Here is a 10620-nt window from a genome sequence, read left to right on the forward strand (position 1 = left end):
GCCAGCCTGTTCCAAGAGCGCGGCAGAAGGTGATGGCCTTGTCACTGTGACGCCAGGAGCTGCGCCGATCTCCATGTGATTACTTAGCGCATGCAAAGGCAACTCTCAGTAATCACATGAGGTGAAAGGCATCCATGCACCGCATCCTGACTAAGATCGTCACGGCTCTCGCCGCCATCGCGGCGCTCAGCGTCGCCGCCCCCGCACCTGCTCAGGCAGCAGAGTCGGCCTACTTCGTGATGACCGACATCACCCGCGAGCAGTTCGTCATCAAGCTCACCGACCCCGCGAAGATCCAGCACGCCCGCGATCTGGTGAACGGCGAGACCACAGACCGGCCGCACGTCATCGGACGCATCCTCAAGCGCCAAGCCCCCTACAACCCGCGCTGGAGCTACCACCTGAACACCGACACCGTCGACTTCTTCGACCAGGCGATCGAGGTCTGCGACGCGACAATCCCCTACGTCGAGGACCACCTGGACGAGGCCGGCGGGGCGTTCCTGCCCGGCCTTTTCTGGTGCGACTGGACTTCCAGGCTCGTGCGCGAAGTTCCGGCGCCATAGGACTGACGCCGTCCGCCACCGCGGCCTCTGGAGAACCACTCCAGGGGCCGCCCCATGCGTCAGGGCGCTGTGCGGCCGACTCCCACCATCATCCAGAGCTTTTCCGGCCGCTCCACCAGGAACGGCTTGTCGGGCCGCCATTCGCGGACGTACACCAGCCCGGGTTCGACCAGGTCGAGCCCGTCGAAGAAGGGCAGCACCTGGTCACGCGTGCGCGCGCGGCCCTCGGTCTGCCCCAGCACGTTCCGGTAGAGGGCGACGAGCGGCTTCTCTGCGTCGGGGCGGGAGTCGAGGACGACGTGCGTGAGGACGATGTGGCTGCCGGCCGGCAGCGCGTCGCGCAGTTCGGCCACGCGCGCGAAGGGGTCGGCGCTGTCGGGGATGTACTGCAGCACCGCGTACAGCATCACCGCGACCGGCCGGTCGAGGTCGATCACTTCACGCAGGCCGGGGTCGGCGAGCAGGGCGGCGGGATGCAGCACGTCGCCCTTGACGATGGCGACCCCCGGCGCCCTGCCGAGGATGGCCCTGCCGTGGGTGAGCACCACCGGGTCGTTCTCGACGTAGGCCGTGCGGGCCTCGGGGACGAGTGATCGGGCCAGTTCGTGCGTGTTGCGCTCAGTGGGAAGCCCGGAGCCCAGGTTGATGAACTGGGTGATGCCCTGCTCCACCAGGTAGCGGACCACGCGTTCGTGGAAGGCCAGACCTTCCTGCGCCATGAGCCGGACCTCCGGCGCGATGGCCAGCACCGCCTCGGCCGCCTCCCGGTCGACGGCGAAGTTGTCCTTGCCCCCGAGGAAGTAGTCGTGCATGCGGGCGATGTTGGGTGTGCTGGTGTCGACGTCGGCGAACCACCTGTCTCCGTCACCCATGCGTTGCCCCCTCCGTATGGCTGAAACTCCTTGATTATGACCGAAAACGCTGAGCAATGATGGCTTAACGTGGCAAAACATGTGAGATCGGCTGCTTGTGGCGACAGGGGATCTTGGGGCGGTAACGTAGCCTTTTTCGGCAAAGCTGGCGACGGCAGGAGCCTCCCCATGAGCGAAGGTGCGCGTGCGCCTCAGATCGACACGACCCGTCCGCATTCGGCGCGGGTATGGAACTGGTTGCTCGGCGGCAAGGACCATTACGAGGTCGACACGAAGGCCGGCGAGAAGATCGTCGAGGTCTTCCCCGGCATGATCGACATCGCCCGGCAATCGCGTTACATGCTGGCCCGGGCAGTCCGTTTCCTGGCGGGCGAGGCGGGGATCCGCCAGTTCCTCGATATCGGCACCGGGCTGCCCACCGTGGACAACACGCACGAGGTGGCCCAGCGCGTGGCGCCGGACTCCCGCGTCGTGTACGCCGACAACGACCCGCTCGTTCTGGTCCACGCCGAGGCGCTGCTCGTCGGCACGACCGAAGGGGCGACCGCCTACGTCCAGGCCGACGTCCGCAATCCCGCGGCCATCCTGCGCGAGGCCGCCGCGACCCTCGACTTCAGCCGGCCGACCGCGCTCATGCTGATGGGCATCATGGGGCTGGTCGGCGACGAGGACGACCCGGCCGCGATCGTCAAGGAGCTGATGGCGGCCCTGCCGCCGGGCAGCTACCTGGCGCTGTACGACGGCTGCGACACCGACCCGGCATACGTGTCGGCGCTGCGCACCTACAACGCCCGCAGTGGCGCGGTGCCCTACACCCCGCGCAGCGTCGAGCAGATCACCTCGTTCTTCGAGGGCACCGAACTGCTGGATCCCGGCGTGGTCGCGGTGACGCACTGGCGGCCCGACCCCGGCCCATGGGGCGAGCCTACGCCGGTGGCCTGCGCCGGCGGCGTCGCCCTCAAGAAGTGAGGCCCCCTGACGAGGACGAAGGCGCAGGTGGGCCGGCGGCCTGGCACCCGTCCGGCCACTGTGACAGGATGACGCGCAGGCCGGTCGCGGTGATGCGCCGACATGGGAGCACGGATGCCGACTGCTCACGGTGAGGACGATGTGGCGAGCCTTGTCGACAGCGACACACGCCAGCCAGGACCGACAGCCTTACGCCTGCTGCTGGGCGCTCACCTGCGCCGGCTGCGCGAGGCCCATGGAGTCAGCCGCGACGAGGCGGCCTACCTGATCCGCGGATCCCAGTCCAAGATCAGCCGCATGGAGGCCGGACGCATCGGCTTCAAGCAGCGCGACGTGGCCGATCTGCTGACGCTGTACGCCCTGACCGACGAGGCCGAACGGGCGGCGCTGCTGGCGCTGGCAGACCAGGCCAACGAGCCCGCCTGGTGGCAGGACCACCGGGACGTGATCCCCGACTGGTTCGAGGAGTACCTCGGGCTGGAGCAGGACGCGTCCCTGATCAGGATCCACGAGGTGCAGTACGTCCCCGGCCTGCTGCAGACCGAGGACTACGCCCGCGCGGTCATCGTCCAGGGCCCGAACGCCGGATCCGCCGCGCAGATCGAGCGGCGGGTGGCCGTGCGCATGCGCCGCCAGCGGATTTTCGACGGGCCCGCGCCGACCAGGTTGTGGGCGGTGGTGGACGAGGCGAGCCTGCGCCGCAGGGTCGGCAACAACGCGATCATGCGCGACCAGTTGGAGCACCTGGCGCGGATGGCCGAGTTACCCCACATCACCATCCAGATCCTGCCGTTCAGCGCGGGCGGCCCCAGCGGCGGCATCGGCCCCGTCACGCTGCTGCGCTTCGCCCAGGTCGAGCTCCCCGACGTGGTCTACCTGGAGCATCTGGCCAGCGCCCAGTACCTGACCAAACCCTCCGAGGTCGGCCCCTACCTGCACCTCATGAACACCCTCGGCGTCCAGGCCGCCTCTCCGAACGCCACGAGGGAATCGCTGCGGGAGATGATCGCCGCGTCCCTCCCGTAACGCGAATCCCCCGTCCGAGGGAGGCGCTTCCCCTTCTCAGGTGATGGGCGGCCGGGGCATGGCTGCGATCTTCGTCAGGCCATGTCCCGGACCTCAGGAGCCTGCGATGACTCTCATGCGCGCCACGTGGACGCACGCCCACCTGGCCGTGCCCGGCGTGCCCAGGTGGGCGCGGATCGCCGCCTACGCGGTGCCGTTCACCGTGCTGCCCGCCAGTTTGTGGCGGATCGCGGCGGTCACGTTCCACCTGCCGATCAGCCACGGCGACCCCGGCAGCGGGCAGGTGCCCGCGTGGCTGCCGATGGAGGTGTACGTGGTGCTGCTGTCGGTCTTCTCCGAGGTGGTCGCGTTCGCCGCGGTCGGGCTGATCGCCGGGTGGGGCGAGGTGTTTCCGCGCTGGGTCCCGTGGTTGCGCGGCCGCCGGGTGCCGCCGCTGGCCGCCGTCGTCCCCGCCGCGCTCGGGGCGGGCGTTCTTACGTACATGTGGACGCTCGTGGCCTTCTACGTCGTACGCGGGCAGGACGTCGACGGGCGGACGCTGGCCGCCGACTTCCCGCTGAACGTGCACGACTGGAAGGGGCTGCTGGCCGTCGCCGCCTACGCGCCGCTGCTGTTGTGGGGGCCGCTGCTGGCGGCGCTCACCGTCGCGTACTGGCGGCGGCGCACCCGCCCGACGTGATAGGCCTGCAGAATCGGCCGCGCGGGCGGTCGTCCCCGCTGAGGAAGGTGAGCATGCGGCCGGACTTCGATCAACCGATCCGCCAGATGTCCACGAAAGTGGCCTACGAGTCGCCGTACATGCGGCTGCGCGAGGACGGGATCGTCCGCATGGACGGCTCCGAGGGCGTCTACACCTATGTGGACAAGCCCGACTTCGCGCTGGTCATCGCCGTCGAGGACGGCGGCTTCCATCTGGTCGAGCAGTATCGGTATCCGGTGCGGTCGCGGTCGTGGGAGTTCGTGCAGGGGTCGCTGCCGGGGCTGGTCGCGGGCGACCCCGAGGCGCTGGCCCGGCAGGAGCTGATGGAGGAGACCGGCATCACGGCCGGGGCGCTGCGGCACCTGGGACGGCTCAACTGCGCGGTGGGCATGTCGTCGCAGGGGTTCGACGTGTTCGTGGCCTCGGAGTTGTCGCACGGGGAGGCGGCCAGGGAGGTGGAGGAGCAGGACCTGCGTCATCGGTGGTTCCCCCGGGGCGAGGTCGAGGACATGATGCGGGACGGGGTGATCACCGACAACGCGACGCTGGCCGCGTACACCCTGTTCCTGCTGCGCACGCCGCCAGGTTGAGCCCCGCCCGGGGACGTGCTCAGATCTGGAGGCCGCGCGCACCCTCCAGGCGGGCGCCGGTCAGGTTCACCCCGGTCAGGTTCGCGCCGGTCAGGTCGGCGTGCTCCAGGTCGGCGTCCCTCAGGTCGACGAGCTCCAGGTCGGCACCCCTGAGATCGGCGCGGGACAGGTCGGCGCCGCGCAGGTCGGCGCGGGACAGGTCGGCCTGGCGCAGGTCGGCGCCGCGCAGGCCGACGTTGGGGATCTGGGCGTCGGTGATGGTCGAACCGCGCAGGTCGGCGCCCGCCAGATCCAGTTTCTCGCCGACGACGGCGGTCAGGTCGGCCCAGGGCAGGGCGATCGCGCGCAGGTCGAGGCCGGGGGTGAGCAGGCGGTTGCGCAAGCTGGCCTGGGATCCGTCTGACCCGTTCTGGCCTCGGTAGACGGCCAGGGGGAGGCCGCCGACGGCCAGCACCTGCCACGGGGATTCCTGCGCGTTTCCTCCGCCGGAGGCCAGCCAGCGCTGGTGGTCGCGGGTCAGGGCGTCCAGTTCGTCCTGCGTGACCGGGTCGGTGCCGTGGGCGAGGGCGAGGATGAGGTCCGGATTGAGAGTCGGCACCTCGTCACCGGAGTCGAGGGTGGGCTCGTCGTCGGGGTCGTTCTCGATGGCGAACGTGGAAGCGGGTGCAGGGTTGGTGAGGCCGGCCGGGGACCGCTCCGGAAGGCCCACGGGCATGATGCGGAGCGCGCATCGCCGCTCCTCCATGACGATGGCGGCCAGCCAGCGGCCGTCCGGCGCCCACTCCAGCGGTCGGACACTCTGGCCCATCCGGTACCAGGTGACGACCTGGCGGTCGCTGACGCGGTAGACGCGCAGTTCGCAGGTCTCGACGTGTTCGTGCGGAATCCCGGCCACGGCCAGGTACGCGCCGTCCGGGCTGACCGCCAACGCGCTCACCATGTGGAAGCCCACGTCGAAGGTGTCGAGCACCCGCTCAGCCGACGGGTCCAGGACGTACACGTGGTGCCGCAGCCCTGCGGCGAACAGCCGCGACTCGTCGGCGGTGAACGCCACGGCGTCCACGTAGGTGGTGCCCTCGATCTGCAGGTTGCGGGGCTCGCCCTCGCCCACGAACGTGATACCGGAGCCCACGCCGTGCTCGACCCGGTACCGCCCCGTACGGGAGCGGGTGTGGCCGGGCTCGACGGGCACCTCGACGGTGGCGCGGGCGGCGACGTCATAGGCGTGCTGCCCGCCTGCCTCCCGGTGCATGACCGTGACCACGGGCCGCCCCGGCACCCACATCAGCCGCTGGCCGAAGGTCCCGGTGGCCAGCGCGACGCGGGCGTGCTCGGACCAGTCGCCGGTGTCGTAGATCACCAGGTCGCCTTCGTAGGCGACGGCCAGGTAACGGCCGTCGTCGGAGCAGGCCAGTTCCTGCGGCTCCTCCTCGAACGGACTCAGGACGGTGGCCGGATGGCGCAGGTCCGGCACATGGGGCCATTCGTCCGGGCGCGGGTGGTCGGCGCCCACAGGATAGAAGGTGCTCCCCCAGGCCGTACCCGGCCGCAGGTGCTCGATCCAGCGCGACTGCGTGACCCGTACCAGGAAGTCGGCCTGGACGAGGCGGTCCTCGTCGCTCCAGCCGCCTTTGCGCTCGTAATAGAAGTCGTGCAGGTGCGCCCAGTCCTCCTCCGACGGAGGCAGGTTGCGCACGGCGGTCTGTTCGACGCCCGACACGAACCAGCGGGCGTGCTCGGCGAGCCACTCATCATCGAGCACCTGGTCGACGGTGACGGCCGCGCCGAGCGGGGAGTCCTGACGACCCGCCTCCCACAGCAGGGGGAGGAAGAAGCCGGGGTCGGGCTCCGGCGGCGCGTAGCCGCGGATCTCGGTGTCGTAGTAGACGACGAAGACGCGCAGGTGCGCCTCAAGGCGGGCGGGGTCGGCGGACAGGACGCGGACGCCGTACAGGTCGGTGCTCATCAGCGCCACACCCTCGGCTGGTACGGCACCGACAGCAGGCCGCCGAGGAGGAGGCGCTGCTGCTGGTAGGTGTAGGGCATGAACACCCGCAGCGCGATCCCCGCGCGGTGCTCCACGTCCACGCACAGGGCGTCGACCACGCCGGGCGGCAACTGGGCGTCCTTCTGCTGCCACTCGGTGGACTTGGCGATCGTGACGTCCTGCGGCGTGCCGTCACCCGGCACACGCATCCGCACCTTGTAGCCGAGCGTCATGCAGCGCAGCTCCGTCGCCTTCCCGGTGACCTCGCCGAACATGTTGTTCAGGGCAGTGAGCACGGCGTCGTCGTCGTAGTGATAGTCGACTTCGTAGTCGGCCAGGCTCTCCATCATGCCGCCGGCGTCCATGATGATGCCGGACGGGGCCAGCAGGACCGGCGTCGCCGCACCCATCTGGAGGGTGCCCTCGGAGCCCTGTAACTGCGTCCGCAGGCAGGTGTTCATGTCGGCGTGCGCCTCCGGGGGCAGCCCGCCCAGGTTCAGCATCTGGAGGGGCTCGGAGTACGTCGGATCGTGACCGTCGCCGCTTGGCTGCCATGAAATCATGATCGCCACCATATTGAGAGGCTTCACGGCCTTCATGGCGTTTCGCCGAACCCGGCCCGGACGAGCGCCCCTTCTTGGCCGCCCGCACCGGGGTGCCGCGACACCGTGGCCCGCCTCGCGCCCCTGCTTCCGCCCAGGCTGAAGGCCACCTACCTGATGGGGGCCGCCGACGAGCGCCAGCGTTTCTGGATCGACGTCTTCACCCGGCGTGGCACCGTCACCGAATGAGACGGCCTGGCCACGCTCGCAGCGCGCGCGGCACCACGTCGGTCATCCCTCCGCCTTGACGCCCGGTCGCTCAGCCCTCTCGGGTGGTGACGAACACCGGGGTCACCGACACCGACGTGCGCAGCCGGCCATCGAGGACCTCGACCTGGTGCTCCTGCCCGAACACGTCCAGGGCCCGCGCGTCCGAGACGGGCCATGGCCAGTCGAACGGCACCGGGGGCTCGTCCTCGCCGGTGAAGGAGTCGCGCTGGTCCCACACCACCAGCAGCGGCCCCCGGCCGGCACGCCGCACGTCGAACAGGAACAGGCTCGCCCGGCCGGGCACAGGAACGCGGTTCACCTGGCCGACCCCGGCGAGCATCCCGGCCATGAGCGCGAAGGCGTCGGCCGCCGGGTGGCGCAGGCGCAGGCGCAGGCCACCATCCTCGTAATCCATCAGCGCCAGCTTGCCGAACAGCAGGCCCATCACCGACAGCGGCTCGCGGTAGTCAGGCACCTCCGGCGCCAGGTTCCAGCACATCGTGCGGCGCACGCCGGCCGACAGCGCCAGCACATTGCGCATCACGATCTCGCGGCAGTTGATCCGGTGCCGCTTGGCCTCCAGCTCCGCAGGACACCCGTCCATGAACATCCGCAGGGTGGGGGGCAGGCTTTCCGCGCGGTCGTAGAGCATGGCCATGGCGGTCTGTTCCGGAGTCCGCGCCGGGCCGTCACCGGGGACGCCCGCGCCGTCGGCGCCGTCGACCGTCCCGGCGGCGAACACGGCGGCCATCACCTCGTGCATCGCCTGCGTGGCTTCGGGATAGAGGTCGGGCCAGGGGCCGTTGTACTCGCCGGCCACCACCGGCTTCTCATAGCCGTGCGCGCGCATGAGCTGACGCGAGGTTTCGACGTCGGCGGGTATCCGCGCGGCATCGCCGTACAGGTGTACGTCGAACACGTCGAAGTGCTCGCGCCCATCGCGTAGCAGCACGTCGAAGAACGTCCGCTCCGGGCTGTCGGAGGCACTGGAGGCGAGCCCGTAGGGCGCGCCTCCGAGCACCACGAGCGCGTCGGGGTCCACTTCCTTGACCGCGTGGTGCATCACGCGCAACTGGGCGACGTACTCCTCGGCGGTGCCCGCCCACAACAGGCCGACGCTGCACGGCTCGTTGTCGCACTGCCAATAGCGGACCCGGCCGGCGCACCGTGCCACCAGGGCCCGGACGAACGCGCCGTAGGCGTGCAGGTCGTGCGCGGGCGACGGGGGCAGGAATCGGGTCGGCTGACGGGTCGCCCACAGAGAGCTGGAGCAGACCGTGATCCAGACCTCTTCTGTGCCGTCGAGCTGGGCCAGTAACGCGTCCACCGCGTCCCAGACGTAGCGGCCCGGCTCCGGCTCGACCTGGCCCCAGTAGACGTACAGGCGGACCGCGCCGGCACCCAGCTCGCGGGCTTGCGGCACGAACTCGTCCGGTTTGCCGAACAGTCCATAGGTGATGCCGCGGACGACCCCGAACACAACACCCGGCGGGATGGACGACTGGTTCACGGAGATCCCTCCCGATTCGTTTATCAGATAAACCATGAGTTTATCCATTAAACTACTCCTATGCCCCGCACCCGACGCAACCATCCGGAACCGTTGATCTGGAGCCAGCCGCCACCGCCGCCCCGCCAGCGGGCGCTCGACCGCGAAACGATCGTCCGCGCCGCCATCGAGGTCGCCGACCTCGGCGGGCTCCCCGCGCTGACCATGAGCACCGTCGCGAGCCGCCTCGGCCCCTACACGTCGATGGCGCTGTACCGCTACGTCCACAGCAAGGAGGGGCTGACCGACCTGATGCTGGACGCGGCCACCGCGGAGATCCCCATTCCCGGCACGCCCAGCGGCGACTGGCGCAGCGACCTGCACCGCCTGGCCATGGACACCTGGGCGATGGTCCGGCGCCACGGCTGGTACGCCCAGTTGGTGCACACCCGTCCCCCGGTCGGCCCACACATGATGCGACGCACCGAGTTCTCCCTGTCCGTCCTGGTCGGACAGGGCATGTCGGTGGCCACGGCGATGAGCTACACCGCACTGATCGATCGCCACGTCTTCGGCAACGGGTTGCAGGCGGCGGAAGAGGACCAGATGCGCGAGCGCTACGGACTCGACAGCGCCGAAGAGTTCGTCGCCGCCATCGAGTCCGTACGCCGGCTGGCGACTGCGGAGGGCCACTGCCCGCACCTGGCCGCCTGGCTCGCGGAGCCCACCGGGCCGACGGTCGACGAGCAGGTCGAACTCGGCCTGGCCTGCCTGCTCGACGGCATCGCCGCCCGGCTACCCCGCCCATGACGACGGGGAGCCCGACCTCCGAGTGGACCGAGACGCCACGTCAGGCCGCGGGCATCTCGCTGCCCACGATCTGGCCCTTCAGCGGGGCGAGAGCGCCGGCGATCGTGGTGATGGTCGCCTCAGGAACGCCGCAGTGCGTCAGCGCACCGGCCAGGTGCGCGACCACCGCCTCGAACTCGTCGGAGGTGATGCCCATGCCGGCGTGGGCCTCCCCCATCGTCTTGCCCCGGTACTCCTGGGGGCCGCCGAGCGCGGCGGCCACGAAGCTGCGCTGGTGTGCCTTGAGCTTGCTCATGTCGGTGCCGGTGAAGTAGCCCTCGAGGCGGGGGTCGGCCACGACCCGGCTGTAGAACTCGTCGACCACCGCCGAGACCGCACTCGCGCCGCCGACCTGATCGAATGTGGACGCCATGCTGATACTCCCTCCATCGCCTGTTGGCAGGAGAGTCGCAGCGGGCCGTTCCGCTGGCGTAACAAGGCGGCAATACACCTGAACCAGGGTGCTCACCGCAGTGATACATACGTAACGTGACGGAGTCGTGGCCGTCCGGCCCGTCCGGCGTCCGCGCGGGCTAGGCGGTGCGCAGCAGGTCACGTACCGCCGTGACGATGCCCTCGGCTGACAGCCCGAAGTGATCCAGCAGGAAGGCTGTGTTCCCGGTCGGGGCGAACACCCTCGGCACCCCGAGGATCCGCATGGGGACGGGGTGGCGGGTGACGACGGTGGCGGCGACGGCCGCGCCGAGTCCGCCGCTGATCGTGGCCTCTTCCGCGGTGACGATCCGGCCGGTCTCGCGGG

13 protein-coding genes are annotated in these 10620 nt (G+C 70.0%); 7 read left to right on the forward strand and 6 right to left on the reverse strand.

Annotated elements, in window-relative coordinates; translation table 11 throughout:
• The first annotated feature begins 134 nt into the window (after nt 1-134).
• A complete protein-coding gene (locus ACFOY2_RS48515) occupies nt 135-566 on the forward strand; it encodes a BP74-related protein (RefSeq protein ID WP_379534951.1) in 432 nt (143 codons plus the stop codon).
• A gap of 59 nt (nt 567-625) precedes the next feature.
• On the opposite strand, the gene ACFOY2_RS48520 is transcribed toward ACFOY2_RS48515, so the two are convergent.
• A complete protein-coding gene (locus ACFOY2_RS48520; RefSeq protein WP_379534952.1) occupies nt 626-1438 on the reverse strand; it encodes an SAM-dependent methyltransferase in 813 nt (270 codons plus the stop codon).
• 168 nt (nt 1439-1606) lie between these two features.
• On the opposite strand from ACFOY2_RS48520, the gene ACFOY2_RS48525 reads away from it, so the two are divergent.
• From ACFOY2_RS48525 to ACFOY2_RS48540, 4 genes are all read left to right on the forward strand, one after another.
• Complete coding sequence (locus ACFOY2_RS48525; RefSeq protein ID WP_379534953.1) at nt 1607-2407, forward strand: SAM-dependent methyltransferase; 801 nt, start codon at nt 1607-1609, stop codon at nt 2405-2407.
• Nucleotides 2408-2521: 114 nt separating this feature from the next.
• Entirely contained in the window at nt 2522-3433 is a 912-nt protein-coding gene (locus ACFOY2_RS48530; RefSeq protein WP_379534954.1) for a helix-turn-helix domain-containing protein, read from the forward strand.
• Between the two features lie 106 nt (nt 3434-3539).
• Nucleotides 3540-4112, forward strand: a complete 573-nt coding sequence (locus ACFOY2_RS48535; protein WP_379534955.1) for a hypothetical protein — start codon at nt 3540-3542, stop codon at nt 4110-4112.
• A gap of 53 nt (nt 4113-4165) precedes the next feature.
• Nucleotides 4166-4723, forward strand: a complete 558-nt coding sequence (locus tag ACFOY2_RS48540; protein WP_379534956.1) for an NUDIX domain-containing protein — start codon at nt 4166-4168, stop codon at nt 4721-4723.
• 19 nt (nt 4724-4742) lie between these two features.
• Here ACFOY2_RS48540 and ACFOY2_RS48545 read toward each other — a convergent pair whose 3' ends face one another.
• Together ACFOY2_RS48545 and ACFOY2_RS48550 are read right to left on the reverse strand one after the other, a co-directional pair.
• A complete protein-coding gene (locus ACFOY2_RS48545; protein ID WP_379534957.1) occupies nt 4743-6689 on the reverse strand; it encodes a pentapeptide repeat-containing protein in 1947 nt (648 codons plus the stop codon).
• Complete coding sequence (locus tag ACFOY2_RS48550) at nt 6689-7273, reverse strand: hypothetical protein (RefSeq protein ID WP_379534958.1); 585 nt, start codon at nt 7271-7273, stop codon at nt 6689-6691. Before ACFOY2_RS48550 ends, ACFOY2_RS48545 begins: the two co-directional genes overlap by 1 nt.
• Nucleotides 7274-7378: 105 nt before the next feature.
• Between ACFOY2_RS48550 and ACFOY2_RS48555 the strand changes: the two genes are divergently transcribed.
• Nucleotides 7379-7501, forward strand: a complete 123-nt coding sequence (locus ACFOY2_RS48555; protein WP_379534959.1) for a hypothetical protein — start codon at nt 7379-7381, stop codon at nt 7499-7501.
• Nucleotides 7502-7571: 70 nt separating this feature from the next.
• On the opposite strand, the gene ACFOY2_RS48560 is transcribed toward ACFOY2_RS48555, so the two are convergent.
• A complete protein-coding gene (locus ACFOY2_RS48560; RefSeq protein WP_379534960.1) occupies nt 7572-9032 on the reverse strand; it encodes a hypothetical protein in 1461 nt (486 codons plus the stop codon).
• Nucleotides 9033-9092: 60 nt separating this feature from the next.
• Here ACFOY2_RS48560 and ACFOY2_RS48565 point away from each other — a divergent pair, with 60 nt between their 5' ends.
• Nucleotides 9093-9821: a TetR/AcrR family transcriptional regulator gene (locus ACFOY2_RS48565; RefSeq protein WP_379534961.1), complete on the forward strand. Its 729-nt coding sequence runs from the start codon at nt 9093-9095 to the stop codon at nt 9819-9821.
• A gap of 40 nt (nt 9822-9861) precedes the next feature.
• Here the strand turns inward: ACFOY2_RS48565 and ACFOY2_RS48570 are convergent, their stop codons facing one another.
• Together ACFOY2_RS48570 and ACFOY2_RS48575 are read right to left on the reverse strand one after the other, a co-directional pair.
• Nucleotides 9862-10233 carry a group I truncated hemoglobin gene (locus tag ACFOY2_RS48570; protein ID WP_379534962.1) on the reverse strand — a complete coding sequence of 124 codons (372 nt, stop codon included), beginning with the start codon at nt 10231-10233 and terminating at the stop codon, nt 9862-9864.
• Between the two features lie 160 nt (nt 10234-10393).
• The coding region (locus ACFOY2_RS48575) for a transketolase C-terminal domain-containing protein (RefSeq protein ID WP_379534963.1) at nt 10394-10620 on the reverse strand (227 nt) is incomplete at its 5' end.

Origin of the sequence: Nonomuraea purpurea (assembly GCF_042650645.1) — a bacterium.
In the GTDB taxonomy this organism is placed as follows: Bacteria; Actinomycetota; Actinomycetes; order Streptosporangiales; family Streptosporangiaceae; genus Nonomuraea; species Nonomuraea purpurea.

What these genes read in the sequence shown, in the direction of transcription:
- ACFOY2_RS48515 (WP_379534951.1), top strand. Translation starts at nt 135, where the DNA reads ATGCACCGCATCCTGACTAAGATCGTCACGGCTCTCGCCGCCATCGCG.
- ACFOY2_RS48520 (WP_379534952.1), bottom strand. Translation starts at nt 1,438, where the DNA reads ATGGGTGACGGAGACAGGTGGTTCGCCGACGTCGACACCAGCACACCC.
- ACFOY2_RS48525 (WP_379534953.1), top strand. Translation starts at nt 1,607, where the DNA reads ATGAGCGAAGGTGCGCGTGCGCCTCAGATCGACACGACCCGTCCGCAT.
- ACFOY2_RS48530 (WP_379534954.1), top strand. Translation starts at nt 2,522, where the DNA reads ATGCCGACTGCTCACGGTGAGGACGATGTGGCGAGCCTTGTCGACAGC.
- ACFOY2_RS48535 (WP_379534955.1), top strand. Translation starts at nt 3,540, where the DNA reads ATGACTCTCATGCGCGCCACGTGGACGCACGCCCACCTGGCCGTGCCC.
- ACFOY2_RS48540 (WP_379534956.1), top strand. Translation starts at nt 4,166, where the DNA reads ATGCGGCCGGACTTCGATCAACCGATCCGCCAGATGTCCACGAAAGTG.
- ACFOY2_RS48545 (WP_379534957.1), bottom strand. Translation starts at nt 6,689, where the DNA reads ATGAGCACCGACCTGTACGGCGTCCGCGTCCTGTCCGCCGACCCCGCC.
- ACFOY2_RS48550 (WP_379534958.1), bottom strand. Translation starts at nt 7,273, where the DNA reads ATGATTTCATGGCAGCCAAGCGGCGACGGTCACGATCCGACGTACTCC.
- ACFOY2_RS48565 (WP_379534961.1), top strand. Translation starts at nt 9,093, where the DNA reads ATGCCCCGCACCCGACGCAACCATCCGGAACCGTTGATCTGGAGCCAG.
- ACFOY2_RS48570 (WP_379534962.1), bottom strand. Translation starts at nt 10,233, where the DNA reads ATGGCGTCCACATTCGATCAGGTCGGCGGCGCGAGTGCGGTCTCGGCG.